This is a genomic window from Pseudomonas sp. MUP55, from assembly GCF_034043515.1.
In the GTDB taxonomy this organism is placed as follows: Bacteria; Pseudomonadota; Gammaproteobacteria; order Pseudomonadales; family Pseudomonadaceae; genus Aquipseudomonas.
This window is the reverse complement of sequence record NZ_CP138214.1, coordinates 4,668,889-4,695,774: the sequence shown is the minus strand read 5'-3', so window position 1 is coordinate 4,695,774 and position 26,886 is coordinate 4,668,889. Positions and strand designations below refer to the sequence as shown.

General features: G+C 61.7%; 22 protein-coding genes and 1 pseudogene. 6 read left to right on the top strand and 17 right to left on the bottom strand.

Going from position 1 to position 26,886, the window contains the following annotated elements; translation table 11 throughout:
- Window positions 1-139: 139 nt before the first annotated feature.
- From SC318_RS21145 to SC318_RS21135, 3 genes are all read right to left on the bottom strand, one after another.
- Window positions 140-1,465: a two-component system response regulator MifR gene (locus SC318_RS21145; protein WP_320428325.1), complete on the bottom strand. Its 1,326-nt coding sequence runs from the start codon at window positions 1,463-1,465 to the stop codon at window positions 140-142.
- Window positions 1,459-3,225 carry a two-component system sensor histidine kinase MifS gene (locus SC318_RS21140; protein WP_320428324.1) on the bottom strand — a complete coding sequence of 589 codons (1,767 nt, stop codon included), beginning with the start codon at window positions 3,223-3,225 and terminating at the stop codon, window positions 1,459-1,461. Before SC318_RS21140 ends, SC318_RS21145 begins: the two co-directional genes overlap by 7 nt.
- 391 nt (window positions 3,226-3,616) lie before the next feature.
- The gene (locus SC318_RS21135; protein WP_032879675.1) at window positions 3,617-5,140 is read right to left on the bottom strand and encodes a fumarate hydratase; all 1,524 of its coding nucleotides are present in this window, start codon (window positions 5,138-5,140) and stop codon (window positions 3,617-3,619) included.
- Between the two features lie 215 nt (window positions 5,141-5,355).
- On the opposite strand from SC318_RS21135, the gene SC318_RS21130 reads away from it, so the two are divergent.
- Window positions 5,356-6,288, top strand: coding sequence for an iron-sulfur-binding ferredoxin reductase (locus SC318_RS21130; RefSeq protein ID WP_320428323.1), 933 nt, complete (start codon window positions 5,356-5,358; stop codon window positions 6,286-6,288).
- 197 nt (window positions 6,289-6,485) lie between these two features.
- On the opposite strand, the gene pyk is transcribed toward SC318_RS21130, so the two are convergent.
- Window positions 6,486-7,937, bottom strand: coding sequence for a pyruvate kinase (gene pyk, locus SC318_RS21125; protein ID WP_124388010.1), 1,452 nt, complete (start codon window positions 7,935-7,937; stop codon window positions 6,486-6,488).
- A 173-nt stretch (window positions 7,938-8,110) separates the two neighbouring features.
- Here pyk and SC318_RS21120 point away from each other — a divergent pair, with 173 nt between their 5' ends.
- The gene (locus SC318_RS21120; protein ID WP_306494437.1) at window positions 8,111-8,485 is read left to right on the top strand and encodes a tetratricopeptide repeat protein; all 375 of its coding nucleotides are present in this window, start codon (window positions 8,111-8,113) and stop codon (window positions 8,483-8,485) included.
- 204 nt (window positions 8,486-8,689) lie between these two features.
- Window positions 8,690-9,049, top strand: coding sequence for a PilZ domain-containing protein (locus SC318_RS21115; protein ID WP_320428322.1), 360 nt, complete (start codon window positions 8,690-8,692; stop codon window positions 9,047-9,049).
- Between the two features lie 39 nt (window positions 9,050-9,088).
- Here SC318_RS21115 and SC318_RS21110 read toward each other — a convergent pair whose 3' ends face one another.
- The 6 genes from SC318_RS21110 to SC318_RS21085 are packed head-to-tail and all read right to left on the bottom strand — an operon-like array spanning window position 9,089 to window position 15,755.
- Window positions 9,089-10,420, bottom strand: coding sequence for a DUF58 domain-containing protein (locus SC318_RS21110; protein ID WP_320428321.1), 1,332 nt, complete (start codon window positions 10,418-10,420; stop codon window positions 9,089-9,091).
- A 6-nt stretch (window positions 10,421-10,426) separates the two neighbouring features.
- Entirely contained in the window at window positions 10,427-11,425 is a 999-nt protein-coding gene (locus SC318_RS21105; RefSeq protein ID WP_320428320.1) for an AAA family ATPase, read from the bottom strand.
- Window positions 11,422-12,579, bottom strand: a complete 1,158-nt coding sequence (locus tag SC318_RS21100; RefSeq protein ID WP_320428319.1) for a DUF4350 domain-containing protein — start codon at window positions 12,577-12,579, stop codon at window positions 11,422-11,424. Before SC318_RS21100 ends, SC318_RS21105 begins: the two co-directional genes overlap by 4 nt.
- Entirely contained in the window at window positions 12,576-14,105 is a 1,530-nt protein-coding gene (locus SC318_RS21095; protein ID WP_320428318.1) for a DUF4129 domain-containing protein, read from the bottom strand. Before SC318_RS21095 ends, SC318_RS21100 begins: the two co-directional genes overlap by 4 nt.
- Window positions 14,092-15,066 (bottom strand): stage II sporulation protein M, encoded by a 975-nt coding sequence (locus SC318_RS21090; RefSeq protein WP_320428317.1) that lies wholly within the window; start codon window positions 15,064-15,066, stop codon window positions 14,092-14,094. The genes SC318_RS21095 and SC318_RS21090 overlap by 14 nt, the downstream gene beginning before the upstream one ends.
- Window positions 15,063-15,755 (bottom strand): RDD family protein, encoded by a 693-nt coding sequence (locus tag SC318_RS21085; RefSeq protein ID WP_320428316.1) that lies wholly within the window; start codon window positions 15,753-15,755, stop codon window positions 15,063-15,065. The genes SC318_RS21090 and SC318_RS21085 overlap by 4 nt, the downstream gene beginning before the upstream one ends.
- Window positions 15,756-15,922: 167 nt before the next feature.
- Here SC318_RS21085 and sbcB point away from each other — a divergent pair, with 167 nt between their 5' ends.
- On the top strand, window positions 15,923-17,350 hold the full coding sequence (gene sbcB / locus SC318_RS21080; protein ID WP_320428315.1) for an exodeoxyribonuclease I: 1,428 nt from the start codon (window positions 15,923-15,925) through the stop codon (window positions 17,348-17,350).
- Window positions 17,351-17,440: 90 nt separating this feature from the next.
- Here sbcB and mvaT read toward each other — a convergent pair whose 3' ends face one another.
- Window positions 17,441-17,815: a histone-like nucleoid-structuring protein MvaT gene (gene mvaT / locus SC318_RS21075; RefSeq protein WP_003175830.1), complete on the bottom strand. Its 375-nt coding sequence runs from the start codon at window positions 17,813-17,815 to the stop codon at window positions 17,441-17,443.
- Window positions 17,816-18,160: 345 nt separating this feature from the next.
- Between mvaT and purU the strand changes: the two genes are divergently transcribed.
- The gene (purU, locus tag SC318_RS21070) at window positions 18,161-19,009 is read left to right on the top strand and encodes a formyltetrahydrofolate deformylase (RefSeq protein WP_019821236.1); all 849 of its coding nucleotides are present in this window, start codon (window positions 18,161-18,163) and stop codon (window positions 19,007-19,009) included.
- A 117-nt stretch (window positions 19,010-19,126) separates the two neighbouring features.
- Here the strand turns inward: purU and SC318_RS21065 are convergent, their stop codons facing one another.
- From SC318_RS21065 to SC318_RS27125, 5 genes and pseudogenes are all read right to left on the bottom strand, one after another.
- Window positions 19,127-20,236 carry a glucosaminyl phosphatidylglycerol flippase gene (locus SC318_RS21065; RefSeq protein WP_320428314.1) on the bottom strand — a complete coding sequence of 370 codons (1,110 nt, stop codon included), beginning with the start codon at window positions 20,234-20,236 and terminating at the stop codon, window positions 19,127-19,129.
- Entirely contained in the window at window positions 20,224-20,976 is a 753-nt protein-coding gene (locus SC318_RS21060; RefSeq protein ID WP_320428313.1) for an N-acetylglucosaminyl phosphatidylglycerol deacetylase, read from the bottom strand. Before SC318_RS21060 ends, SC318_RS21065 begins: the two co-directional genes overlap by 13 nt.
- Window positions 20,969-22,081, bottom strand: a complete 1,113-nt coding sequence (locus tag SC318_RS21055; protein ID WP_320431273.1) for an N-acetylglucosaminyl phosphatidylglycerol synthase — start codon at window positions 22,079-22,081, stop codon at window positions 20,969-20,971. Before SC318_RS21055 ends, SC318_RS21060 begins: the two co-directional genes overlap by 8 nt.
- A 605-nt stretch (window positions 22,082-22,686) precedes the next feature.
- Window positions 22,687-23,451, bottom strand: coding sequence for a methyl-accepting chemotaxis protein (locus SC318_RS27130; RefSeq protein ID WP_413817649.1), 765 nt, complete (start codon window positions 23,449-23,451; stop codon window positions 22,687-22,689).
- 93 nt (window positions 23,452-23,544) lie between these two features.
- Window positions 23,545-24,576 (bottom strand): annotated as a pseudogene (locus tag SC318_RS27125) (cache domain-containing protein); the annotation flags it as partial.
- Between the two features lie 204 nt (window positions 24,577-24,780).
- Between SC318_RS27125 and SC318_RS21045 the strand changes: the two are divergent.
- Window positions 24,781-26,259, top strand: coding sequence for a helicase HerA-like domain-containing protein (locus SC318_RS21045; protein ID WP_320428311.1), 1,479 nt, complete (start codon window positions 24,781-24,783; stop codon window positions 26,257-26,259).
- A 3-nt stretch (window positions 26,260-26,262) separates the two neighbouring features.
- Here the strand turns inward: SC318_RS21045 and SC318_RS21040 are convergent, their stop codons facing one another.
- Window positions 26,263-26,718 (bottom strand): DUF721 domain-containing protein, encoded by a 456-nt coding sequence (locus tag SC318_RS21040; protein ID WP_306494424.1) that lies wholly within the window; start codon window positions 26,716-26,718, stop codon window positions 26,263-26,265.
- Between the last annotated feature and the right edge of the window lie 168 nt (window positions 26,719-26,886).

Here is a 26,886-nt window from a genome sequence, read left to right as displayed (position 1 = left end):
GTGATGAGCGGAAATCCGCTTATGGCTGCTGGCTTCATCGGGGGCAAGCCCCCTCCCACATTTTGATTTGTGAACACATCCAAGTGTGGGAGGGGCGGTGCGACGATTCGACTTGCCCCCGATGGCGATCGGAAGGCCGCTAGAGAAACATCTCCCTTACCAACCCATGGCGCTGCATCTTTTCATTGAGGGTCCGCCGCGGCAGTTGCAACTCGGCCAGCACCGCCTTGATATCGCCCTTGTGCCGGGTCAGCGCGGCTTTCAGGCAATGCGCTTCAAACGCCTCTTGCTGGGCCGCCAACGATTGCCCGGCCTCGATGCCTTCCGGTTCCGGCTCGCCAAGCCCCAGCACCTGGCGCTCGGCCGCGTTGGCCAGCTCGCGTACGTTGCCTGGCCAGTCATGACTGAGCAGGCGCCCCAACGCCGGGCCACTCAGCGGTTCGGCGCTGCGCCCCAGGCGCTGGGCGGCGTCCTGGGCAAAATGTTCATACAGCAGCGGAATATCTTCGCGCCGCTCACGCAAGGGTGGCAGGCGCAGTTGCGCGACGTTGAGGCGATACGCCAGGTCTTCGCGAAAACGCCCGGCACGCGCCTCTTCCAGCAAATCCGGCTTGGTGGCCGCGATGATGCGCAAATCCACGTGAATGCTTTGATTGGAACCCAGGCGCTCCAGCTTCTGTTCCTGCAACACGCGCAGCAGTTTTACCTGCTGGGCCAGGGGCATGCTTTCGATTTCATCGAGGAACAGCGTGCCGCCGTGGGCATATTCCAGTTTGCCGATACGCTTGCCCTGGGCCCCGGTGAACGCACCGCTTTCATGGCCAAACAGCTCGGCCTCAAACAGTTGCTCGGGGATCGCGGCGCAGTTGAGCGCCACAAAGGGCTTTTTCGCCCGTGGGCCGAAATCATGCAGGCAGCGTGCAACCAGCTCTTTGCCGCTGCCGGTCTCACCGCGGATCAACACGTTGACCGGCAGGGTTGCCAGGTCCAGCACCTGGCGTCGCAGGGTTTGCAGGCTCCTGGACACCCCCAGCAGGCTCGACTCCAGCTGCGCGCGATGATCGGCTTGGCGATGCAAGCGGCGGTTTTCCAGAATCAGCCCGCGTTTATCCAGGGCGCGGCGCAGGCTGTTGAGCAGGGCGTCCGGGCTGAAGGGCTTTTCGAGGAAGTCGTAGGCACCGTCGCGCATGGCTTCCACGGCCATCGGCACGTCGCCATGGCCGGTGAGCAGGATCACCGGCAAGTCGGCATCACGACGCTGCACCTCGGCCAGCAGCTCCAGGCCGCTGAGGCCGGGCATGCGCACGTCGCTAAGGATCACGCCGGGAAAGTCCCTGGGCAACTGCGCCAAGCATTCCTCGGCGCGGCTGAACAACTGCACCTCGAACCCTGAAAGGCTCAACCATTGCTCGACGGCCGTACGAATGCTGGCTTCGTCATCGACCACAATCACCGCGTTCAACATAGGTCGGGCGTCTCCAGCGCAACAGGCAAGGTCAGGGTGAATACTGCGCCGTCGCCCCGATTGCCGGCGACCAGGCGTCCACCCAGCTCATGCACGATAGCGTAGGACACCGCCAGCCCCAAGCCGAGCCCGTCACCCACCGGCTTGGTGGTGAAGAACGGGTCGAAGACGTTGTTCAGGTGTTCTTCGGCAATCCCGCCGCCGCTGTCGCTGACGCTCAGTTGCCAGAGCTGTTGATCGGCGTGCAGATGGATTTCCAGGCGTTTGCGCGGCTTGTCGGCCATGGCGTCCAAGGCGTTGCGCAGCAGATTGATCAGCACCTGTTCCAGACGAATCGCGTCGCCACGTACCCAGGCAGGGCGGGCCACGTCCAGCACGGTGCTGACTGCTTCATCGCGCAGGCGCGCGTCGAGCAGGTGCAGGGACTGATCGACCACCGTGGCCAGGTCCAGGCGTTCGCGCAGGCCGCTGGGGCTTTTACGCGCGAAGGTCTTGAGGTGGCCGGTCAGCGCGGCCATGCGTGTGAGCATGTCATCCAGCGGCGTGAGTGCCTTGTAGGCATCGTCGACGCGGCCGTGGTCGAGCAACAGCCGCAGCGTGGCCAATTGCATGCGCTGGGCGGTCAGCGGTTGGTTGATTTCGTGGGCGAGGGCGGCGGACATCTGCCCCAATGCCGCGAGCTTGGCCGACTGCACCAGGCCGTCCTGGGCGGTACGCAGGGCCTGGGTGCGCTCCTCGACCAGTTGCTCAAGCTCCTCGCGGCTGCGTTGACGCAAACGCGCCAGGCGCCAGCGTTGGCTCAGGAACAGCACCAGGAACACCAGCGCCAGCCAGGACCCGGCGGCGGCAAGGCCGGCGTTGCGTTGGTCTTCGAACGGGAACTGGGGCTTGCGCAGCAGGTGCAGGGTCCAGCCTTCGGCTTTGAGCGGCAGCGATTCCCAGATGTAGTTGGCGTTGCCATCGGGGCCGTTGACGCGCATCAAGTGGCTGTTGTCGTCGAAGCGCTGCAGGATGCGGGTCTCCAGCGGTTGCAGTTGCTTCTTGTCGTATTGGCGGGTGGCTTTCAGTTCCGCCAGGTCGCTGGCCGACAGCTCACGCAAGCTGCGGTAGCGCCAGCCCGGCTGGTTGGCGATAAACACGATGCCGCGGGCATCGCTGACCAGCAGCAGGTCGTTGCCCTGAGCCCATTCACGTTCGAGCTCGGGGAATTCGAGTTTGACCACCATGGCGCCGAGGAACTGCTCGTGTTCGTCGACCACGGCGCTGGAAAGGAAATAGCCCGGAATCCCGGTGGTGACCCCCACCGCATAGAAACGCCCGGTGCCCTGGCTCAGGGTCTGGCTGAAATAGGGGCGAAACGCGTAGTTGTGCCCCACATAACTGCTGGGCAGGTTCCAGTTGCTGGCGGCCACGGCCAGGCCGGTGCGGTCCATCAATTCCAGGGTGGAAGACTGTGCGGCGCCGTTGATGCGTTCCAGCTTGCGGTTGAGCACGTCCTGGGTAGTGGCATCCAGCGGGCCTTTCAAGGCGTTGATCATCTCCGAGTCCAGGGCCAGCACGGCGGGCAGGGCGCGGTAGCGTTCGATCAGGGTGTGCAGCGAGTTGCCATACAGCGTGAGTTGCTGGTTGGCGCGAACGGCATCGTCCACCAGGGCCTGGCGCTCGGCATGGCGCGTGGCAAGCGCTGCGGCCAGTACGGCGCCGGCAATGATCAGCAGAGAGTAGAAGGTCAGGCGCAGGGGGCGAGGGATTGCGATCATACGATGATGAACAGGCCGGTAGGGGGCTAGCACCATACCATGAGCCATTGGCTAGTGCAGTCAGAGGGCTTGTGTGGGAGGGAGCAAGCACCCTCCCACAGTTGACTGCACTCCTCATGAAAAAAGGCGACTGGGCCGTGGGGCCGCAGTTGATCGTTCCCACGCTCTGCGTGGGAATGCCTCTTGGGACGCTCCGCGTTCCGCCACCGCTGCAAGTTTCGGCAATTGCGCACGGGTGACGCGGAGCGTCACGGGCTACATTCCCACGCGGGAGCGTGGGAACGATCGTAGGGTCATCAAGACAGTTGCTCCCACATTTGACCGCACTCATCATGAAAAAAGGCGACTGGGCCGTGGGGCCGCAGTCGCCTTTATTCTTGCAGGGAGGTGCTTACTGCACTTCCACCGCCAGGCTCTCACTGATCTTCTTCTGCCAGATGGCAGGACCGGTGATGTGTACGGATTCGCCGTTGCTGTCCACCGCAACGGTGACCGGCATGTCCTTCACGTCGAACTCGTAGATCGCTTCCATGCCCAGCTCGGCGAACGCAACGACGCGCGATTTCTTGATGGCTTGCGCCACCAGGTAAGCGGCGCCACCCACGGCCATCAGGTACACGGCCTTGTGGTCCTTGATCGCTTCGATGGCGGTCGGGCCGCGCTCGGACTTGCCGATCATGCCCAGCAGGCCGGTCTGCTCGAGGATCTGACGGGTGAACTTGTCCATCCGCGTCGCGGTGGTCGGGCCTGCCGGGCCAACCACTTCTTCGCGCACCGGATCAACCGGGCCGACGTAGTAGATGAAGCGGCCCTTGAGGTCCACCGGCAGGGTTTCGCCCTTGTTCAGCATCTCGACCATGCGCTTGTGCGCCGCGTCGCGACCGGTGAGCATCTTGCCGTTGAGCAGCACGGTCTCGCCCGGCTTCCAGCTTTGCACTTCTTCCGGCGTCAGGGTGTCGAGGTTGACGCGACGGGCCGATGGGCCGGCTTCCCAGACGATTTCCGGGTAGGCGTCCAGCGATGGCGCTTCCAGCGAGGCCGGGCCCGAACCGTCGAGCACGAAGTGCGCGTGGCGGGTGGCGGCGCAGTTGGGGATCATGCACACCGGCAGGGACGCGGCGTGGGTCGGGTAGTCCATGATCTTCACGTCGAGCACGGTGGTCAGGCCACCCAGGCCCTGGGCGCCGATGCCCAGTTGGTTGACCTTTTCGAACAGCTCCAGGCGCATCTCTTCGATGCGGTTCTGCGGGCCGCGCTTCTTCAGCTCGTGGATGTCGATGGATTCCATCAACACTTCCTTGGCCATCACCGCGGCTTTCTCGGCGGTGCCGCCGATGCCGATGCCGAGCATGCCCGGTGGGCACCAGCCGGCGCCCATGGTCGGAACGGTCTTGAGCACCCAGTCGACGATCGAGTCGGACGGGTTGAGCATGGCCATTTTCGACTTGTTCTCGGAACCACCGCCCTTGGCGGCCACGTCCACTTCCACGGTGTTACCCGGGACGATGGAGTAGTGGATCACTGCCGGGGTGTTGTCCTTGGTGTTTTTACGCGCGCCTGCCGGGTCGGCCAGGATGGATGCGCGCAGGACGTTTTCCGGCAGGTTGTAGGCGCGACGCACGCCTTCGTTGATCATGTCGTCCAGGCCCATGGTGGCGCCATCCCAACGTACGTCCATGCCCACGCGCACGAACACGGTGACGATACCGGTGTCCTGGCAGATCGGGCGATGGCCGGTGGCGCACATGCGCGAATTGATCAGAATCTGGGCGATCGAGTCACGGGCGGCCGGCGATTCTTCGCGCAGATAGGCCTCGTGCATCGCCTGGATGAAGTCAACGGGGTGGTAGTAGGAAATGAATTGCAGGGCGTCGGCAACGCTCTGAATCAGGTCGTCTTGCTTGATCACGGTCATGAGTCGCGCTCCTCTATAAGGGAACATTCAATAAGGTGGCTTCAGTGGGGTGCATCGGTCGGCTGAAACCACCTTTCCAAGGCACGCCACTGGTGCAGGCGCGACGCTAAAAAGGCGCGGCAGTATAACCCGGCACGGTGGCCGATACACCCGACTATGGTCAAACTGTCGCAGGCATGATTCCCTGTGCGCGCCCTTTGTGATTGAGCCTTTGTATGCCCGAACTCTACGTCGGCGAACGCCATTGGTCGGTAGCCACCGGCAGCAACCTGCTGGATGCCTTGAACCAGGCGGGTGTGGCCGTGCCCTACAGCTGCCGCGCCGGAAGTTGCCATGCCTGCCTGGTACGTTGCCAGGGTGAGGTTTTGGACCAACAGCCTGACGCGTTGAATCCGGCGCAACGCCAGGACGGCTGGCGCCTGGCGTGCCAGTGCCAGGTTGTCGGCGATTTGCAGGTTGAAGCCTTCGACCCGGTGCGTGACGGTATGGCTGCCCAGGTCGTGAGTGCCGATTGGCTGACGGCGTCGGTGCTGCGTCTGCGCCTGCTCCCCGAACGCGGCCTGCGGTACAGGGCGGGGCAGCACCTGGTGCTGTGGGCGGGGCAGGTGGCGCGCCCGTATTCCCTGGCAAGTTTGCCCCAGGAAGACCCGTTCCTGGAGTTTCATCTGGATTGCCGCCTGCCCGGTGAATTCAGCAATGCGGCGCGACAATTGAAAACCGGTGATCGTCTGCGCCTGGGCGAGCTGCGCGGCGGGGCGCTGCAATACGACCCGGACTGGCAATCGCGGCCGCTGTGGCTGTTCGCCTCCGGCACCGGCCTGGGACCATTGTGGGGTGTGTTGCGTGAAGCGCTGCGCCAGGATCACCAAGGCGCTATCCGCCTGATTCACCTGGCCCATGACGCCGAAGGGCATTACCTGGCCGCGCCCTTGGCGGCGCTGGCCGCGAGCCATCCGAACGTGACCGTGGAATTGTGGACGGCGGCGCAGCTGGACCAGGCATTGGCGCAACTGCGGCTCGTTTCCAGGCAAACCCAGGCCTTACTCTGCGGGCACCCCGTCAGCGTCGAGGCGTTCGCCAAGCGCTTGTTCCTGGCGGGACTGCCGCGTAATCAACTGTTGGCCGACGTGTTCCTGCCCCGTGGTTGAGCGCTGAATCCTCCCGCCACGAAATTCGCCATGACCGACGCCATTGCAGGCCCACAATCGACCGAGTTGTTTGAAAGGTGCACGGTCAAATGTGGGAGGGGGCTTGCTCCCGATAGCAATGGATCAGTCAGTTTATGTGTGACTGATCCACCGCTATCGGGAGCAAGCCCCCTCCCACATGTTTTTCAGCGTGACACTCAGACCTGCGGGTCGCCCACGTGCAGGATCTTCATGCCATTGGTGCCGCCAGTGGTGTGGTAGCTGTCGCCCTTGGTCAGGATGACCCAGTCGCCTTTCTCGACTACGCCGCGTTTGACCAGTTCGTCGATAGCCTTCTGGCTGACTTCGTTCGGTGCCAGCGAAGCCGGATCGAACGGAATGGTGTACACGCCACGGAACATCGCCGCGCGAGCCTGGGCTTCGCGGTGAGGGGTGAACGCGTAGATCGGCACCGAGGAACGGATGCGCGACATGATCAGCGGCGTGTAGCCACTTTCGGTCAGGGCGATGATCGCCTTTACGCCCGGGAAGTGGTTGGCGGTGTACATGGCGGCCAGGGCAATACTCTGGTCGCAGCTTTCGAACTCTTTGCCGATACGGTGGCTGGAGGTCTTGCTGGTCGGGTGCTTTTCGGCGCCGAGGCAGATACGCGCCATGGCCTGCACGGCTTCCAGCGGGTACGGGCCTGCGGCACTTTCCGCCGAGAGCATCACGGCGTCGGTGTAGTCGAGCACGGCGTTGGCCACGTCGGACACTTCGGCGCGGGTCGGCATCGGGTTCTGGATCATCGACTCCATCATCTGCGTCGCAACGATCACCGCTTTGTTGTGGCGGCGTGCGTGCAGGATGATCTTCTTCTGGATACCGATCAGCTCGGCATCGCCGATTTCCACGCCCAGGTCACCACGGGCAACCATCACGGCGTCGGAAGCCTTGATCAGGCCGTCGAGGGTTTCGTCGTCGGCCACGGCTTCGGCACGTTCGATCTTCGCCACCAGCCAGGCGGTACCACCGGCTTCGTCGCGCAGTTTACGGGCGTATTCCATGTCGGCGGCGTCGCGCGGGAAGGAAACGGCGAGGTAATCCACTTCCATTTCAGCGGCGAGCTTGATGTCGGCCTTGTCTTTTTCAGTCAGGGCCGGTGCGGTCAGGCCGCCACCGCGACGGTTGATGCCTTTGTGGTCGGACAGCGGGCCGCCGATGATCACGGTGCAATGCAGTTCGGTCGGGGTTGCGGTGTCGACGCGCATCACCACGCGGCCGTCGTCCAGCAACAGTTCGTCGCCAACGCCGCAGTCCTTGACCAGGTCCGGGTAGTCGATACCGACGACGTCCTGGGTGCCTTCGGTCAACGGATGGCTGGTGGAGAAGGTGAATTTGTCACCGATCTTCAACTCGATCCGCTTGTTGGCGAATTTGGCGATACGAATCTTCGGGCCTTGCAGGTCACCCAGCAGCGCCACGAAGCGGCCGTGCTTGGCGGCCAGGTCACGCACCAGCTTGGCGCGAGCCTTGTGCTCGTCCGGGGTGCCGTGGGAGAAGTTCAGACGGGCAACGTCCAAACCAGCCAGAATCAGCTGTTCGAGGACTTCCGGCGAGTTGCTGGCCGGGCCAAGGGTGGCGACGATTTTGGTACGACGAACGGACATGCACAGACTCCTGAGTTCAAGCGCTGGGGAAGGCTACTATGCTCTTTCGTTGTAGTCATTGTTCGTTTGCACTACTTATCGACGATCGGTTTGTTTTTGCTGAGGATGAAAGGCAAACGCCTTGAAGATTTTCGACCAGGGGTCGATACACTGCACAAGACAGGAGAACCCCCATGCGAATTTTGCTCGTTGCTGCCCTGGCCGTCAGTGTTGTCGGCTGCACCCGCTGGTCGATGGACCATCATTTGAACAATGCTTATCGCGCCTATGGGGTGGGTGACTGCGCGCGGGTCACCCTGGAATTGTCCCAGGTCGACCGTGAGAGCCGCACCCGTCGTTATGTGCAACCCGAGGTTTCGATGCTGCGCGGCCAGTGCCTGGAGCGGCAGAAGCTGTTCGTCGATGCCGCACAAACCTATCAATTCATCATCAGCCAATACCCGGCAAGCGAATACGCTTACCGCGCCCGAGCCCGGCTCGATACCCTGCGCCAGCTGGGCCATACCTCTGGGGTGAGTGTGGCGCAACCTCGGCCGACGTCTTTGTGATGCTATTTGTCGCTTCATAACTGGCCTGTTTCCAGTCTTGGGTTATTCTTTGAATGTCTGTTTGTACAACTTTCTATTCAAAAGAATGCAAGGCCCGGATTCGGCAGCTGTTTGTGACAACGAAGGCTTGTCACACCGATATCCAGGGAGAGCGAGCGCTGGGCTCGTTCCGAATCACTGGCTTTATTGGATGGCGAACTCACCATGTTTATCGAACGACGGATCGAACGGCATCAGCTGCCTTACTTTTTGCAGGTGTTCAATCGGCTTACGGACAAGCCAATCGGGTTTCTGGGCGACGTCTCTGAAGACGGACTGATGCTGATCAGCCAGCTTCCGATGATGATCGGCGCAGAGTTTGAGCTGTGCCTGAAAATTCCAGGGCCGCACGGCGAGTTCCAGGCTGTGGAACTTACCGCCACTTGTCTGTGGAGCCGTGAAGATGTCAACCCGCAGCATTACGACTCGGGTTTCCGCGTGCTTAAGGCGTGCGATGGGTACACACAGTTGATCAGTGCTTTGTTGCATTACTTCAGTTTCGATCCGTTGCAGGCATCCGTCTGACCCTGCGTCGTTGCGTTTACCGAGCCGGCACGCCTGTCTTCAGAACACGCCGGCTTTTTTCCAGCGCAGATAACGCGTCACCAGCGCGGCGCCCAACGCCGACGGCACGCTGTCCAGTACTGCCAACCCATGCGCACCCAGGCGATCATGCAGCTGGTTTCGCCGGTTGAGGTAGTCAACCGCGCCGCTGTAGGCCAGTGCCTCGGGTAGGGTTTGTACCGGGGCGTGGCGCAACTGATCGAGTATTTCCTCTCGCAAGCTCGCGACCAGTACCCGGTGGTGTCGACCGATTCGCTGGATAGCCCCGAGCAGTGCTTCATCGTCTTCATCGCGCAGGTTGGTGACCACGATCACCAATGCGCGGCGTTTTTGCCGAGCCAGCAACTGGCTGGCGGCGGCCTCATAGTCGGCTGTCTGGCGTGTGCTCTGCAGGTCGTAGACCGCATTGAGCAACACGTTCAACTGGCCGCTGCCCTTGACCGGCGCCAGGTAACGCGGTTGGTCGCCGGCAAAGGTACACAGACCTACCGCATCGCCCTGGCGCAAGGCGACATAACTCATCAGCAAGCAGGCATTGAGCGCGTGGTCGAAGTGGGACAGCTCGTCATCCTGGCTGCGCATGCGCCGGCCGCAATCGAGCATGAATACAATCTGCTGGTCGCGCTCATCCTCATACTCGCGCGCAATCGGCGTGCGTTGGCGTGCCGTGGCTTTCCAGTCGATCTGACGCAGGCTGTCACCGTCGCGAAACTCGCGTAACTGATGAAACTCCAGTCCCGGCCCGCGCCGCTGATGCTGACGTACGCCCAGTTGGCTCAGCCAGTTATCCACCCCCTGCAACTGTGCACCGGATATGCGGGCGAAATCCGGGTACACGCGCGTGGCATCGCTGGCTTCGATCCGGCGCCGTGCCGACCACAATCCCAAGGGGCTGGGCACGTGGATTTCGCAGCGGCTGAAGCTGAAATGTCCACGTCGCACGGGGCGCACCCGATAACCCAATTCGCCACGTTCGCCTGGGCGCAGTGGGATGGATTGGGGCAGGTTATCCACAACCAGTCCGTCGGGCACGTGATCGAATACCTGCGCGGTCAGCGGTTGGGGATAGTCATGTTCCAGTGACAGCCGCACTTCGCCCCAGCGTCCCAATGCCAGGCTGCCGGGCAGCGTCCTGTGCACGCGCGGGGACGGCCGGCGACGCAGCCGTATGGCATCCAGTATCGCCAGCAAAAGCAGGGCCAGCAGCAAGCCCCAGGCGATCGCGTGCAAGGCATTGGGCACCTTGAACTGCAACGCCACGGACGTACCCAGCAGCAGATTGAGAGCCAGCAGCACACTCAGCCAGGTCAGAAGCAGACGGGTCGGTTTCATGCAGCGTTACTGCCTGGGTGCCGGGGTCTGGTCGAGCAACTGCGTGATCACCTGATCTACCTCCAGGCCGTCAATGTCCAGCTCGGGCGAAAGACGTACGCGATGACGCAGCACCGCCAGGGCGCAGCCCTTGACGTCATCCGGGATCACGAATTCGCCCCCACGCAACAGCGCGCGGGCACGGGCGCCGCGAACCAGGGCAATAGAGGCCCGTGGACCGGCACCAATGGCCAGGCCCGGCCAGCTGCGCGTCGCTCGCGCCAGGCGCACGGCATAGTCGAGGACCTGTTCATCCAGGGGCATGCCGCTGGCGGTCTGCTGCATCTGCACCACGTCTTCGGCTTGCAGCACAGTGCGCAAGGGTTGCACATCGAGCATGTCGGCCCGTGACGAGCGGCTGACTTCGCGCACCATGTCCAACTCTTGTTGTGCGTCGGGATAGTCCATGCGCACCTTGAGCATGAATCGGTCCAGCTCGGCTTCGGGCAAGGGGTAGGTACCTTCCTGCTCGATGGGGTTCTGGGTGGCCAGCACCATGAACGGCGCGCCGATGGGCAAAGCTTCGCCCTCCAGGGTGACTTGGCGCTCCTGCATGGCTTCGAGCAGTGCCGCCTGGGTCTTGGCCGGGGCACGGTTGATTTCGTCGGCAAGCAGCAGGTGAGTGAATACCGGGCCCTTGCGCAGCTTGAACTGTTCGGTCTGCAGGTCGTACACCGCGTGGCCGGTGACGTCACTGGGCATCAGGTCCGGGGTGAACTGGATGCGCGCGAAGTCGCCGCCAAAGCAACGGGCCAACGCCCGCACCAGCAACGTCTTGCCCAGGCCGGGAACGCCCTCGAGCAACACATGACCACCGGCAATCAGCGCGGTGAGGACGTCGTCGATCACCGCGTCCTGGCCAATGACCGCCTTGCGCAACTCAACGCGCAGGGCCTGAGCCTGTTGGCTGGCGGATTGAAGACGTTGTTCGGTGGTCAGGGCAGTGGCCATTGGAGAGTCGCTCATAGGGCATTCCTGAGGGTTTGCAGGCACGCGACCTGGCGGCTGAAGTCGGCGCTGGAGAGCCGTTTCAGCGACGGTGCGCCGAGTGCCTGGCTGATGATATGAGAGGGTTGTCGCGTCAGGCGTTCCAGCACCAGCCATTGTTCGGCCGTGTCGAGGTGTTCGAAGCCGGGGTGACGCCGTCGAGCGGTGCGCAGCAGGTCCTGCTGCAAGGCTTGCAGCAGTGTGCCTTGGCCGTTGCGGCGTAACAGGAAGTCGGCGCTGGCACGCAGATGTTCTTGCAGTTGGCGCCGTGCCTTGGGCGCGGTCGCCTGGATCGGACCCTGGCGCATGCCGGCTTGCCAGAGCGCCAGCGCAATCAGTGCTGCAAGCGCGACGAGGGCCTGGGGAAAATAGCGGATTAGCAGGGTGAGCAGGTTGTCCACGTCGCTGTTGAACAGCAAGGTTACGTCAGTGCCCTGGGTCAGGTACCACAGCAGCCAGGCGTTGTCGTGTTTGCCGATGGCTGGGGTTTTCCACAGGTCGCTGTCGGTGATCACCGTGACCCGGCCTGACCCAAGGTCAACTTGCATCAAATGGCTGGACTTGGCGCTGTTGGCTGAAAACTGCGCCAAGTGCTTGGGGTCGGTAAGGTTGAAGTCAGTGTCGAAACTGAAGTACGCCGGCGCGGTTTTATTGTCGACATACAGTTTGGTGAGGTCCGGCGCGACTTTTTTGCGCGGTGGCTCCGGCTCGTCGAAGTCGTCACTCAAGGACTGGCGCAGATTGAGACGATCGAGCAACAAATCGCCGCTTTTTCCGGTCTCGTCATCCCATAACGCTTCGGCCACCAGTAGCAGGTGGCCGCCGGCTTTTGTCCATGCCAGCAGCTGCTCAACCTGGCGCGGGGTCATGTTGCTGCGTTCCCCCAGCAACAGCAGGCTATGGCCAGTGGCGGGCAGGTCGGCCAAGTGCTCAAGCCCGTTGGCGTGCGCTACCGCCACGCCTTGCCCGCGCAGGAAGTGCTCGGCCGCCAGGTAAGGATTCGCCAGTGCCTGCGGCGATGGGCCGCGATCCACGACTTCCTCATAGGGAATTGCCTTGTGCCAGGCATACAGGCCACCTACTCCCAACAGGCACGCCAGCAGCAGCGCCATCCAGACTAAGGGGCGGTTCATTGGCTCGCTCCGCCGCTGAAGAGTGCGCGCCAGTCGCTGCACAGCTTTTGCCGAGCGGCGTCGGGAGGCAAGCGGTGACCATAGGCGAGGTTTTGCCAGTGACCGGTCAACTCATGACTGAATGCCAGCAACTGCGGATGCTGCAAAGGGTGGATGCGCTCCAGTACCTGGCCCTCGGTGTCGGCACTTTTGAGCGGCAGGTTGAACTCATGCAGCAGCCGGCTGAGCAGGCCGCGATAGAGCAGGCCAAGGGCTTCTCTCGGTTGGCTGGGCCATAGCTGTTCGGCAGCGCTGGCGATGTCGTCGGGCAATGTCTCGACCCCCACTTGCAGCCCGAACAACTGGGCCGGCGCAGGTTTTTCGGCTTTGGAATGAGGTCGCCGTCTGCGGCTGACAAACGTGCGCAGCCATTCACGGTAGCGCCACACCACCAAGGCCAGCCCGCCAATCACCAGGGCCCATAGCAGTATCTCCAGGCCCAGGGCCAAGTGTTTGAAGGTGTTGCTGTTGAGGTTGTCGAGCAGATGCTGGAGCCAGCCAGGCAGCTTGCCGTCGCCTTGGGCTTTGCGGCCGGCGGCGGGTTTTTCCTCGCCAAAACGGTAACGGGTCACGGTTTCGGGGTTCTTGAACGGCGGCTTTTCCAGCAATGCCTTGATCGATTGGTTGGCCGCCTGGGTGCTGAGGGGCTTTGAATCAGGTGTTTCATCGGCCATCGCCGATGGACTCAGTTGCACCAGTGCCAGCCCGACGACTATCAGCAACAGCGGCGCCACACTGCTCAGGCGTTGGCGCAACCTTCGAAACACCAGTTCCAGGTCCCAGGCTTCCAGCACGGTGCGACGGTTCAGGTACAGGCTGAAGCCGCAGGCGACATAGATGGGTTCCCAGAACACCAGGATCAACGCATAGAAGGCATTGCTCAGGTGTTCCAGCCATAGCCCCTGCGCGCCTGCCGCCAGTGCCACGCGCTGCCAGTCCCAATCCAGTTCGACCTGCTCCGGGATGAATAGATAAAACAGCGCCATGCAACCGAACCACAGGCCGATTTCCAGGTGTATTCCGATGATCGTCAACCAGCGCGCGGCGCCCGCATTGCGCTGTTGCAGTACGCCCAGGCGCTGCTGGCGCGCTTGACCCTCCAGGCCTTCGAGCTGACTCACTGGCAACACGAAGCTGCGGCTCAAGCTCAGCCGACGCAAGGTCAGGCTGGCGAGCAATTGCCCCTTGAGCAGGCGTGGCCACTGTCGAACGGCCTGTTTCAGGCTGGGCGTTTCGCCAAACAGGGCCTTGGAAAGAATGTACAGCGGCAAGCGCTCGAACGCGGGCTTCAGCCACCAGAACAGGAAGATGGCGTAAGACGGGTACTGCCACAGCAGCGCAGTGAGCAGGATGAACACAGGCAGGCTTACCAGTGCCCAACTGCTCATCAGCAATGCCCGATGTTCCCGGGCCATCAGTACGCCCAGGTCCATGGCTTCCCAGGAGGTACGCGGGCGGATGACCACGCTTGAGTCAGTCAGGCGCATGGTAAGTCCGGCCGGCGAAGATCAGGTAGGTAGCCACCAGCAGCCAAAGTGCGCTGCCCACGAGGTATTTGATCCAGGGGGCAACGGTCGTGGTGGACGACCAGTAGGCTTCGATGAACGCTGCGATCAGCAGGAATATCATGACCCCGCAGAGCATCTGCACGCTTTTGCGGGCGGCCAGGCGCAGGGATTCGCTGCGTGCCAGCGGCCCTGGAGCGATCAGCGACCAGCCCAGTTGCAGGCCTGCTGCACCGGCCAGAGCGATGGCGCTGAGCTCGAAGGCGCCATGTCCGATCACGAATGACCAGAACGTCTGGCCGTAGCCGATTTCACTCAGGTACCCGCAGACCGCCCCGATGGTCAATCCGTTGAATACCAGGAAGAACACGCTGCCCAGGCCGAACAGCAAGCCGGCGGCGAAGGTCTGGAAGGCGATGCCGATGTTGTGCATCACGTAATAGCCAAACATCATCCAGTCTTCGCTGGAGGCACGTTCGGCCGCACGCCCCAGGCGGCTCGCGGCGGGGTCATACATGCTTTGCATCTCGGCCACCTGCTGCGGGCTGACAATGCTGTAGATCAGGTCGGGGAACAGGTAGACCAGCAAAGCGATGCCCAGCAGGCTGCCGAAGAACAGCAGGCTGGCGACCAGTACGAAGCGCCACTGTTCGCGCACCAGACGCGGGAAGCCGGCCAGGATGAAGGCCAGTACGTTTGCCGTCGTTTGACTGCGATGACGATACAGTTGCTGATGGCCGCGCAGCGCCAGTTGTTGCAGGCGGTCCACCAGGTAACTGCTGTAGCCGCGCTCCTGGGCCAGGGCCAGGTGCTGGCACAGCCGCCGGTAGTGATAAGGGAAGTCGGATACCTCGCAGGCTTTGCCTCGCTCCAGCTGTTGCAGCTGTTCGGCGAAGGTTTGCCATTGCTGCTGGTGACGGTTTTCGAAAAGGCTCTGCTTCATGTCGGCCCCAGCAGGCCATGGGCCACACCGTTGAGCTGCTCCACGGCGCGAGCCGGAGACACCTGCAGGGGCGCGGCGAGGATTGCAGCCAGTTCATGCACCCGCTCGGCGGACAGCTCAGCCTGGCGTTCGGCGAAACCGAGTATGGCTCGCTGTTCGCTCAGGTCCAGTGCAAAGGGCAGGCGCAGGGCGGCGGCCTGGGGGAGGGGTGGGCGGGCCAGGGATTGTTCGCGGTAGACCACCAGCGTACCCGCGGCGAGGTCGCCGAGCCGCTTGAAGTGGGGATGCTGCAGGCAACTGATGGCGCCGAAGAAATAGCCGAAGGGCAGCATGTCGACAAAGCGCAGCAGGTTGCGGATCAGCGACGCCGACCAGCCGATGGGGGTGCCGTCGTCCTGCACCACCCGCAGCCCCATGACCTGCTTGCCGGGGGAGCAGCCCTGGTTGAGTACTTCGAACAACACCATGTACCACCAGCTGACCACAAACAGCAGCAGCGAGCCCAAGCCCAGGCCAAGGTTGCCCAGCAGCGCCAGAGGCACAAGCAGGATGCCCATGATCACGCCACGCACGAGCAGGTCGAAGGCAAACGCCAAGGCCCTTGGCGGCAGGCCGGCAGGGCGCAAGGGCAGGTCGATACCCTCGGGGGTCTCGATCTGGTAGCGGGTATCCAAAGGGGCTGTTGGCATTGCGATCCTTGGCAGTGCGAAGCGACTCAGAGAGACGGATGCTAGCAGTGTCGAGGCTGGAAGCAACCCTTCAAGAGTTTACTGGGTGTTTGTACAGTGAAGGTATCGCTGGCCCCTGACACCCCCCAGCGCCTAGACTTTGCCGGTCTTCAGCACAGGAACAGCCCGTGACCTCCATTTTCTGGTACGACTATGAAACCACCGGGATCAACCCGCGCAGCGATCGCCCGCTGCAGGTAGCCGGCATTCGTACCGACCTCGAGCTCAACGAAGTCGGCGCGCCGGTCAATCTTTATTGTCAGCCCAGCGACGATATCCTGCCCCATCCGGCGGCGTGCGCGATCACCGGGATTACCCCGCAGGTACTGGCGCAGAAGGGCCTTGCCGAAGCGGAGTTCATGACCCGGGTGCATGCCGAACTGTCAGCGCCCGGTACGTGTGGCGCGGGTTACAACACCTTGCGATTCGACGACGAAATGACCCGCTACAGCCTGTACCGCAACTTTTTCGACCCTTATGCGCGTGAGTGGCAGGGCGGTAACAGCCGCTGGGATCTGATCGATGTGATGCGCACCGCCTATGCCCTGCGACCGGAAGGGATTGTGTGGCCCGAGCAAGATGGGCGCGTGACGCTCAAGCTTGAGCGCTTGACCGAGGCCAATGGCATCGACCACGGCCAGGCTCATGATGCGTTGTCTGACGTGCGCGCGACCATTGCCCTGGCGCGATTGGTGCGGGACAAGCAGCCCAGACTGTTTGAATGGCTGTTCCAGTTGCGCAGCAAGCAACGGGTGATGGATCAGGTGCGCTTGTTGCAGCCAATGGTGCACATTTCCGGACGCTTCAGCGCCGAACGTCATTATCTGGGTGTCGTATTGCCTTTGGCGTGGCATCCGCGCAATCGCAATGCATTGATTGTCTGCGACCTGGGACTCGACCCGCAGGCCCTGCTTGAACTGGATGCCGATACATTGCGCGAACGCCTTTATACGCGCCGCGATCAACTGGCGGAGGGCGAGCTGGCGGTGCCTTTGAAGTTGTTACACATCAACCGCTGCCCGGTCGTCGCACCGTTGAAGGTGCTGCGGGCCGAAGATCGCGAGCGGTTGCAATTGGATATGGGCGTTTATCAGGCGCGCGCGCTGCGACTAACTGACGCACAGGAAGTTTGGCGCGACAAGTTGGCGAGCATTTATGCCGAAGAGGAATCTGCGGCGAACGGGGACCCGGAGCAGCAGCTCTATGACGGTTTTATCGGCGACCGTGACCGGCGTTTATGTGAACAAGTTCGCATGGCAGAGCCGGTTCAATTAGGGCGTCAGCAATGGCCCTTCGATGATCATCGTTTGCCCGAATTATTATTTCGCTACCGCGCGCGTAACTTTCCTGAAACCTTGAGCAGCGAGGAACAAGAGCGCTGGAGACTTTTCTGTCAGCAACGTTTGTCGGACCCGGTGTGGGGCGCACCCAATACCTTGATGGCATTTAAGCTTGCGCGTGAGGAGTTGGAAAACAGTGTCACTTCGTTCCAGTGCCAGGTACTGGGTGAATGGCAGGACTATGCCGACTCTTTAGCGGCTCGCCTGAATCTGTAGCCGGACAACTGCAAAAAATCGAGACAATAAAAAACGCCAGCAAGCTGGCGTTTTTAATGTGTTGCGTATCGGGTGTAAATCCGACCAGGCTTAGCCCAGCAGGGTAGCCCAACCTTCAACCACGTCACCGCCCCACTTGGCTTTCCACTCTTTCAGCGTCTTGTGATTGCCACCTTTGGTTTCAATCACTTCACCGTTGTGCGGGTTTTTGTATTGCTTGACCTTGCGAGCACGTTTGGTGCCGGTAGTTTTCACAGCGCCGCGCGGTGCTTTAACTTTCGATTCCGGATCCAGCAGCGCGATGATGTCACGCAGGGATTTGGAGTATTCGCCCATCAGGGTGCGCAGTTTGCCTTCGAATTCCAGCTCGGTTTTCAGCTTGTCGTCTTGGGACAGGTTCTTCAAACGGGCTTGCAGCTCTTTGATAGCTTCTTCGGTGGCGCGGTATTCGTTGATCAGAGACATGTGGACTACCTTATGTAGAACGCTGATGACAGGGTGAGTGGCCTAATAATAGTCAGGCAATTTGATCAAGTAAACATTTAACCGGCTATTTAGGTGAATTACATTGAATGTTTGCGGCTTCGCTGTGCAGTCGAGTTAATTATCAGGCGAGCCGCTAAAAACAATTGCCTTAATGCTGCTAAGTGCCGAGTTAACCCGGGTACGGTCATATACCGGTGGTAAAACCTTACGCTATTAAGGGCTGTTGCCGCCGCAGCGGTTCAGAATAAGCCGCAAGGAGTACTGCAGTTTTTCTGCGCAATCGCTAGAATGGCGGCCTTTGTGAAGTTCTGGAGTTTCCCCCTAATGCGCACTTTTCGGCTGGTGATTGCTTGCCCGGACCGGGTTGGCATCGTTGCCAAGGTCAGTAACTTTCTGGCTTCTCATAACGGTTGGATCACCGAGGCGAGCCATCACTCGGATGATCTCAGCGGTTGGTTTTTCATGCGTCACGAAATCCGTGCCGATACATTGCCTTTTGGTCTGGAAGCCTTTCGCGAGGCGTTTGCGCCGATCGCCGAAGAGTTTTCGATGACCTGGCACATCACCGACACCGAGCAGAAAAAACGCGTCGTCCTGATGGCCAGCCGTGAATCCCATTGCCTGGCGGACCTTCTGCACCGCTGGCACAGCGATGAACTCGATTGCGAGATCGCCTGTGTGATCTCCAACCATGATGACCTGCGCAGCATGGTCGAATGGCATGGCATCCCGTATTACCACGTGCCGGTCAACCCGCAGGACAAGGAGCCTGCCTTCGCCGAGGTGTCCCGCCTGGTCAAGCAGCACGACGCCGACGTGGTGGTGCTGGCGCGCTACATGCAGATCCTGCCGCCGGAACTGTGCCGCGAATACGCCGGCAAGGTGATCAATATTCACCACAGCTTCCTGCCTTCGTTCGTGGGTGCCAAGCCTTATCACCAGGCGTCCCTGCGCGGCGTGAAGTTGATCGGCGCGACCTGCCACTACGTCACCGAAGAGCTGGACGCCGGTCCGATCATCGAGCAGGACGTGGTTCGTGTCAGCCACAGCGACAGCATCGAAGACATGGTGCGTTTCGGTCGTGACGTCGAGAAGATGGTGCTGGCCCGCGGTTTGCGTTATCACTTGGAAGATCGCGTGTTGGTGCACGGCAACAAGACCGTGGTGTTCTGATCAGCGCGTTGTGATTGAACAAGCAGGGGCCCGGGAGTAAAACTCTACGGGCCCTTTTTTATGTTCAGGAGCCGACCATGGCTGATCCACTCGACAAGGCGACAGCCAGGCCACCCGCTACCGTGGGTGAGGGGTGTCTGAGTCGCTACGACCCGGACGCGCTGGGCGCCGATGATGGGACTGAGTTTCCCGGCGCTGCCCAGTTGTGGAAGCAGTTGCAGGACGCTGGGAAGCCGCCTGCGGGCCCTGAAAAAGACGCTTGAGCAGCGGTTTGCCCACCATCAACAGGAACACGGGCGCACCGGCCAGCAGATAGAAGTAGTAGGTCACTGCGCGCCAGATCAGAATCGCCGCCGCCGCCGTGGATTTGCCCACCATGGGCGCCAGCAAGGCCGCCGACGTCAACTCCGCCGCCCCGGCCCCGCCGGGCAACAGGCTGAATTGACCTGCAGTCAAGGACAGCATCTGGATCAGGAAACACCAGGCCCACTGCACATCACCCCCCAACCCTTTTAGCGCCAGGTACAACACGCTGTAGCGTATCAGCCAGTGCAGGCTGGTCAGCGCAAACACGCCGAGCAGCGTGGGCAAGGGCAATTTCAGCGTCTGGGCGAATGCCGCGAGGAAGCGCAGCACTCGACGGGCCCAGCGCCGACGCGTGGCGACGCGCACATGCAGCGCCTTGAGCACCCGCCCGGCCAGGCGAATCAGCCGGCGGTGAAAGCGAACCACCATCAGGCAACCGACGACGCCACCGACCATCGACACCGCACTGACCCCCAGCAGCCATTCCAGGCGCGGGCTGAGGCTATGAAACAGCGCGTACAGCACGATGCCCAGTAATGCGCAGAGGAAAAACAGCAAATCACTCAACTGGTCCATGGCAAACACCGCGCTGCCGTGGGCAGGCCGGATGCCATTGCGCGCCAGCAGGCCCATCAGCGTCAGCGGCCCACCGCTACCGCCAGGCGTCGCGCACATGGCGAACTCCGTCGATATCACCACGCCCAGGCTTTTGCGCCATCCCAACTTGCCGCGCTGTTCGCCCAGCAACAAGCGGATGCGCAGACTGTTGATCAACCAGCAGCCGATGATCATGGCAAACATCCCCAGTAACTGGGGCAGCGGAAACTGCCGCAGCCGTGCCACGGTTTCGCCGCCACCCAGCCACACCGGAATCACCAGGGCGACCAACAGCGCCAGCAGGAGCCAGATCAGCCGGCGCATGGCAGCGTCGACAGCCAAGCGGCCTTGGTGTGTGGCGTGCGGCCGTCGTCGAGCAGTCGTTGCAGGGTGTGCAGCCAGTAATGGCGCGAGAACGCATGGCGCATGTCCACGGGGTGCAACCCCAGGCGGATCACCGGGGCTGTCTGCCAGCGCTGTTCACGTTGGTCGCTTAAGACTTTGGACAGGCCCCGGCGCCACGCACTGCGAGCGCTCCACACCAGGCCCGGCGCAGGGATGCGCGTGAAGTCAGGCAGGCGATACAGATGCTGCGGGTCGCTGGTATAGCTCAGCGGTAACTGACGCAGCGCCAGCCGGGTGCCCTGGCTCATCAACCAGGCGGGCGCGACAAACCCGTGCAGCGGCCAGTCATTACGCTGGAATACTTCAATGCCGTCAGTCAGGCGCTGTAACGCCTCGGCTTCGGACAGCTGGTAAAACTCGCCTTCATGGGTATAGATGCGCCGCATGAACCATTCTTTTGGCGTACGTGGCCGAGGTTGTTCGTCGCAGTGGTAATAACCGTGCAAGGCGAGTTCATCGCCGCGGGCGACGCGGCTATCGAGCAGGCGCCGGAAGTCACCGTGGGCGGCGAGGGCGTTATGGTGGTGAAAATCCGGGACCACCAGCCAGGTGATAGGGACATCGCCGAGGGCATCGACGGCCTCGACAAAAGGCCGGTAATCGGCCCAAGTGCTCGGCGCCACATCATGCAGCACCAGCATTACTGAACGTTCAGCCATGGGCGAGCATCGGTTTGTGAGTACCCAGCACGGCGTGGTAGTGCCCCAGCAGGCTGTCCACCACCGCATCCCATGCGTAATGCTGTTCCACATGGCGCCGAGCCTGTTCCCCCAGACGGCGACTGTCGGCGCCGAACAGTTCGCGGACCGCATCGGCCATGGCTTTTGGGTTGTTGGGCGCACAGAGTAAACCGCAGCGCTCGTCGACAATCTCGGTGAAAGCGCCTGCCGCGACGGCGACCACCGGGATGCCACAGGCCATGGCTTCCAGAATGACCAGGCCAAAGGTTTCCTGGTCGCCACCATGCAGCAGCGCATCGGCACTGGCCATCAAGCGGGCAACATGCTGGGCCGGGCGGAAGCCGTCGACCACGGTGACGTTGTCCGGCACGCTGGCCGGCATACCGGAGCCCACCAGCAGCAGGTGATAACCCTCGCCCAGGCGTTTCATGCAATTGAGCAGCACCGGCAGGTTTTTCTCTTTGGAACCACGGCCGGCGAAAATCAGCAGCCGAGTGTCTTCATCGATCCCCAGTTCGGCGCGCAGGCCCGGGTCGCGCGCGGCGGGGGTGAAGGTTTGCAGGTCGACGCCCAAGGGCTGTACGAAAACGTTTTTCACCCCGAGCCCAGTGAGTTTGTCGGCCATGACCTGACTGGGAGCCAGTACCCGGTCAAAATTCCCATAGAGTTTGCTGACATAGGCTTCGACATTGGGGGTGAGCCAGGCGCCCATGCGGTTGCGCACCAGCAGCGGAAGGTCGGAGTGATAAAAGCCGATGACCGGCACGTCGAGCTGGCGCCGGGCGTCCAGAGCGGCCCAGGCGGTCAGGTACGGATCGCCGACTTCGATCAGATCAGGCTGTAAATCGTGCAGGACGTTTCGCCAAGGCGCCAGGCGCAGGGGGAAGCGGTAGCCTTTGCCGAAGGGCAGCGGCGCCGCCGGCACCTCGAAAATACCGTCTCGCTCGCTCAAGTGGGCGCCAGGCACCAGCAGGCTGTGGCGAATGCCAGGTTTCAGCGCCAGGCGCCGGTGCTTGGCGTCCAGATAAGTGCGTACGCCACCGCTGGCCGGGGCGTAGAACATGGTTATGTCAGCGATATGCACGATGAACATCCCTCCGATCCATTGCTCTCCTTAACGTGGACCTGAGGTAAGGATAGATGTTCGATCGGGATTGATGTCGTGCCGCGTGTTCGAGCTTGAAATGATGGTAAATGTGGGAGGGGCTCCCGTGACGGCCGGACAGCCAAACGCGTATCTACCTGACGATCCGAAATCCAAATGTGGGAGGGGGCTTGCCCCCGATGGCGGCCTCTGGGCCGACCAGGATGTTGGATTGGACCGAGTACATATCCGTTTCTGCGGTAACGGCCACTTAGGGTTCCGCTTTTACAGCGGCTCACTTTTGAAAAGCGCAAAAGTAAGCAAAACGCTCTTGCCCCACCACTCGGCACCTCGCTTAGGCTCGGTGTGCCCGAACGCAGGCTTGAATCCGTGGGCCGCCGCCATGCGCCATCCATGGCGCGGGGCGGCTAACCCGGCGTCCTGCCGGGTTACCCACGAATTCAAGCCTGCGTTCGGCCAGCGTGGTTTAACGGGGCGCCTGAGATCAAAAGCAGATCAAGATCAAGAGCGACTCGCTGCGCATCGTGGTTAGCGTTGGGGGCTACCGCAGGTAGCCATGCCCATCGGGGCAAGCCCTCTGTGTATCAGATCCTGAAGCTGCCCACCATTTGCTTCAAGCGTGCAGCCTGGCGTTCCAGGTCCGCACAGGCGCGCAGCGTCGATTGGAGGTTTTCCACGCCTTCCTGGTTCAGGGTGTTGATTTCGGTGATGTCCATATTGATCGACTCCACCACCGACGTCTGTTCCTCGGTGGCGGTGGCCACGGACTGGTTCATGCCGTCGATCTCGCCAATACGCTGAGTCACGCTGCTCAAGCGCTCGCCCGCCAGGTTGGCGATTTCCACGCTGTCCTGGCTGTGGCGCTGGCTTTCACTCATGGTGCTCACCGAGTCGCGGGCGCCGACTTGCAGTTCCTCGATCATCTTTTGCACCTGTTGCGCCGATTCCTGGGTGCGATGCGCCAGGTTGCGCACCTCATCGGCCACCACCGCGAAGCCACGGCCGGCTTCACCGGCACGCGCGGCTTCGATGGCGGCGTTGAGCGCGAGCAAGTTGGTCTGCTGGGAAATACTGGTGATCACTTCCAGAATCTGGCCGATGTTCACCGTCTTGCTGTTCAGCGCCTCGATATGGGTGCTGGAGGTGCTGATCATGCTCGACAGTTGGGTCATCGCCTTGATATTGCGCTCCACCACCTGCTGGCCGTCTTCGGCCAGATGCCGCGCGTCGCTGGCCTGGTTGGAGGCTTGCGCTGCGTTACGGGCAATTTCCTGGGCGGCCGCGCCCAGTTGGTTGATGGCCGCCGCGACGCTGTTGGTGCGGTTGGACTGTTCGTCCGAATTGACCATCGAGGAGTTGGAGGCGCTGACCACCCGCAGTGCGACTTCATTGACTTGTTCGGTGGCCGACGATACTTCGCGGATCGAGGTATGAATGCGCTCGACGAAACGGTTGAACGCCGTACCCAGGGTGCCGAATTCGTCGTTGTTCTGGATGGTCAGGCGACGGGTCAGGTCGCCTTCGCCGTCGGCGATGTCCTCCATGGCCCGGGTCATCACGTGCAGCGGTTGCAGCAACACGCGGATCAACATGCCCAGCAACGCGATGATGATCACCACGGCGATGATCGTGGCAATGACCGCCGAGGTACGGAATTCGCTGAGCATGGCGAACGACTTATCTTTATCCACCGAGATGCCCAGGTACCAGTTCACCGACGGCAGGCCCTTGATCGGGGTGAAGGTGACGATATTGGCCTTGCCGTTGGCCTGAACTTCACTGATGTCGCCGCTGATTTTCGGGGTGTCTTTCGGGTAGACGTCCGTCAGGGTCTTCATCACCAGGGCCTTGTCCGGGTGCACCAGCACTTTGCCGTCGGCGCTGACCAGGAACGCGTAACCCATGCCGCCCAAGTCCAGTGCAGCGATGTTGTCCACCAGGGTTTGCAGGCTCAAGTCGCCGCCGACCACACCGATGCTCTGGCCAGCCTTGGCGCTCGGTGTGGCGATGGAAATAATCAGTTGCCCCGTACCCGCGTCGATATAGGGCTCGGTCAGGGTCGAGCCGTTGCTGGTCTGGGCGCCCTTGTACCAGGGGCGAACACGCGGGTCGAAACCGTCGGGCATCTTCATGTCGGGACGGATGGTGAAGGAGCCCTGGCTGTCGCCGACGTAGGTCGCCATGAACGAGGAGGTCAGCGCTTTCTGTTCCAGCAGGCTGGCAACCACCGATGGATCGGGATTAAGGGCGATATTCTGTGCGGCGTTTTCCACCAGAGCGATGCGTCCGGTGAGCCAGGTCTGAATACTGCCGGCGGTGACGTCGCCCATTTCATGCAGGTAGCTGTTGAGGTCTTCACGAATCGCATTGCGCTGAAGGTAATCGTTATAAAGCGTAAATAACGCGAAGGCGGCGATGACGATAAGGGAGGCTGCAAGCAAAATTTTATGGCTGAAGCGCAGGTTTTTATTCATGGCTTGTAGGGTCCGCTAAGGTCTTGATATTCGGGGCGCGTCCTGGTGGGATGCGCAAAAATGGCAGCGTCAAAAAAGGTGTGGTACTTCTGGTGCTTGCACCAGGGGCACCCGTAGGAAATATCTGTCCTATTTTTAGACTTTGTAGGTTTCACATGGTCTGTATCGACCCCGCTGCATTAAAGATTAACCATAGGTGACGAAATGCCTGACTCCACACAATTGCTTATCGGTGCCGGTCCAGATGGCCAGCCCATCGCCCAGTCCATGCGCCTGGCCAACCGTCACGGGTTGATCGCCGGCGCCACGGGCACCGGCAAGACCGTCACCTTGCAGCGCCTGGCCGAAGCCTTCAGTGATGCGGGCGTGGCAGTCTTTGCCGCCGACATCAAGGGCGACCTTTGCGGCCTGGGCGCTGCGGCCAACCCCCAGGGCAAAGTCGCCGAACGCATCGCGGGTATGCCCTTCCTTGATTACGCGCCCAAGGCTTATCCGGTCACCCTGTGGGATATCCACGGGCAGTCCGGTCATCCGTTGCGCACCACCATCAGCGAAATGGGGCCGTTGTTGCTCGGCAGCCTGCTGGAACTCACCGACAGCCAGCAGTCGGCGCTGTACGCGACATTCAAGGTGGCTGACCGCGAAGGTTTGTTACTGCTGGACCTTAAAGATCTCAAGGCCTTGCTCAACCACCTGCGTTACCACCCCGAGCTGTTGGGCGACGACGCAGCGTTGATGACCACCGGTTCCAGTCAGGCGTTGTTGCGGCGCCTTGCGGTGCTGGAGCAGCAGGGCGCCGAAGCGCTGTTTGGCGAGCCGGCCCTGCAGCTCGAAGATATTTTGCAGCCGGCCAGCGACGGGCGCGGGCGTATCCATCTGCTGGACGCCAGCCGCCTGGTGCACGATGCGCCGAAGGTCTATGCGACGTTTCTGCTGTGGCTGCTGGCCGAACTGTTCGAGCAGCTACCGGAGCGCGGTGATGCCGAAAAACCGCTGTTGGCGCTGTTTTTCGATGAGGCGCACCTGTTGTTCGCCGACACGCCCAAGGCGCTGCAGGACCGTTTGGAGCAGGTAGTGCGGTTGATTCGCTCCAAAGGCGTGGGTGTGTATTTCGTCACCCAGTCGCCGGGGGATTTGCCTGACACGGTACTGGCGCAACTGGGGCTGCGGATTCAGCATGGCCTGCGGGCATTTACCACCAAGGAGCAGAAATCCCTGCGGGCGGTGGCGGACGGTTTCCGGCCCAACCCGGCATTTGAGGCCTTGGCGGTGCTGACCGAGTTGGGCACCGGTGAGGCGCTGGTGGGCACCTTGCAGGAAAAGGGCACGCCGGAAGTAGTCCAGCGCGTGTTGGTCGCGCCACCCCAGTCGCGGATCGGGCCGCTCACCGAGGCCGAACGTGCGGCGTTGGTCGCCAGTTCGCCGCTGCAGGGCCGGTATGACAAGCCGATTGACCGTGAATCGGCCTATGAAGTGCTGATGGCGCGCAAGGATCTGGGGCCGACCGAGGAGGCCAAGCCGACGACCGAGGAACCCAGCTTCACCGACAAGGCCGGCGCTTTCCTGGGAACCGCAGCAGGCAAGGCGCTCAAATCCGCCATGCAGCAGGCCGCCAATCAGATGGGGCGGCAGTTGGTGCGCGGCTTGTTAGGCTCGTTGCTCGGTGGCAGCAAGCGCAAGTAGGGCTCAGGGTTTGGGCCTGGCATGGGCGGCCAGCCGTTCCAATGCCGCGCGCAAGCCCGGGTCGTTGATCCCTTCGGCCGTGGCCTGGAGGGTTTCGGCCGCAGTTTGCGACAGGTCCATCGTATTCCCCGCCGTGCTGCGCAGTACGGTGGGCGGCTGCACCTTGAACTGAATGCGCGTAAGGCCGGCAAACTCGTCAAACTCCATCAATTGGCGCTGCAAGCGTTTTTGCTGGTAACGCAAGCGGGTTGCCCAATGCCCGTCAGTGACAATTAATAGCAGGTTGCCTTCACGCCAGGACGCCACATGGCAGTGCTCGCGGGCAGCCGGTTGCAGCTGGCTTTCGAGCAGGCGTTGCAAACGCCCCAGGCGTTGCGCGTGGCCGAAGATGGCTTTGAGCGGCTTGGCTTCGCGAAGCAACACGCCGGGAGCGCGGGCTGTAAGAGGGCGAAATGCCATGTTTAGACACCTTAAGTAACAGAGCGACTATCTTAACAGAAAGCGCCTCTGGGCCCCGAGGCCATGCAAAAGCAGGGCTTTTCTCGTGAAATCAACAAGTAACTTCTGCATTTGATGGGTTGAAGTTCCAGCAAAAGCCCTTATTTTAAACAAGCCCTCTCACAGCGC

Coding starts and splice junctions, on each gene's coding strand:
- SC318_RS21145 (WP_320428325.1), bottom strand. CDS start 1,465: ATGTTGAACGCGGTGATTGTGGTCGATGACGAAGCCAGCATTCGTACG.
- SC318_RS21140 (WP_320428324.1), bottom strand. CDS start 3,225: ATGATCGCAATCCCTCGCCCCCTGCGCCTGACCTTCTACTCTCTGCTG.
- SC318_RS21135 (WP_032879675.1), bottom strand. CDS start 5,140: ATGACCGTGATCAAGCAAGACGACCTGATTCAGAGCGTTGCCGACGCC.
- SC318_RS21130 (WP_320428323.1), top strand. CDS start 5,356: ATGCCCGAACTCTACGTCGGCGAACGCCATTGGTCGGTAGCCACCGGC.
- pyk (WP_124388010.1), bottom strand. CDS start 7,937: ATGTCCGTTCGTCGTACCAAAATCGTCGCCACCCTTGGCCCGGCCAGC.
- SC318_RS21120 (WP_306494437.1), top strand. CDS start 8,111: ATGCGAATTTTGCTCGTTGCTGCCCTGGCCGTCAGTGTTGTCGGCTGC.
- SC318_RS21115 (WP_320428322.1), top strand. CDS start 8,690: ATGTTTATCGAACGACGGATCGAACGGCATCAGCTGCCTTACTTTTTG.
- SC318_RS21110 (WP_320428321.1), bottom strand. CDS start 10,420: ATGAAACCGACCCGTCTGCTTCTGACCTGGCTGAGTGTGCTGCTGGCT.
- SC318_RS21105 (WP_320428320.1), bottom strand. CDS start 11,425: ATGAGCGACTCTCCAATGGCCACTGCCCTGACCACCGAACAACGTCTT.
- SC318_RS21100 (WP_320428319.1), bottom strand. CDS start 12,579: ATGAACCGCCCCTTAGTCTGGATGGCGCTGCTGCTGGCGTGCCTGTTG.
- SC318_RS21095 (WP_320428318.1), bottom strand. CDS start 14,105: ATGCGCCTGACTGACTCAAGCGTGGTCATCCGCCCGCGTACCTCCTGG.
- SC318_RS21090 (WP_320428317.1), bottom strand. CDS start 15,066: ATGAAGCAGAGCCTTTTCGAAAACCGTCACCAGCAGCAATGGCAAACC.
- SC318_RS21085 (WP_320428316.1), bottom strand. CDS start 15,755: ATGCCAACAGCCCCTTTGGATACCCGCTACCAGATCGAGACCCCCGAG.
- mvaT (WP_003175830.1), bottom strand. CDS start 17,815: ATGTCTCTGATCAACGAATACCGCGCCACCGAAGAAGCTATCAAAGAG.
- purU (WP_019821236.1), top strand. CDS start 18,161: ATGCGCACTTTTCGGCTGGTGATTGCTTGCCCGGACCGGGTTGGCATC.
- SC318_RS21065 (WP_320428314.1), bottom strand. CDS start 20,236: ATGCGCCGGCTGATCTGGCTCCTGCTGGCGCTGTTGGTCGCCCTGGTG.
- SC318_RS21060 (WP_320428313.1), bottom strand. CDS start 20,976: ATGGCTGAACGTTCAGTAATGCTGGTGCTGCATGATGTGGCGCCGAGC.
- SC318_RS27130 (WP_413817649.1), bottom strand. CDS start 23,451: ATGGTCAATTCGGACGAACAGTCCAACCGCACCAACAGCGTCGCGGCG.
- SC318_RS21045 (WP_320428311.1), top strand. CDS start 24,781: ATGCCTGACTCCACACAATTGCTTATCGGTGCCGGTCCAGATGGCCAG.
- SC318_RS21040 (WP_306494424.1), bottom strand. CDS start 26,718: ATGGCATTTCGCCCTCTTACAGCCCGCGCTCCCGGCGTGTTGCTTCGC.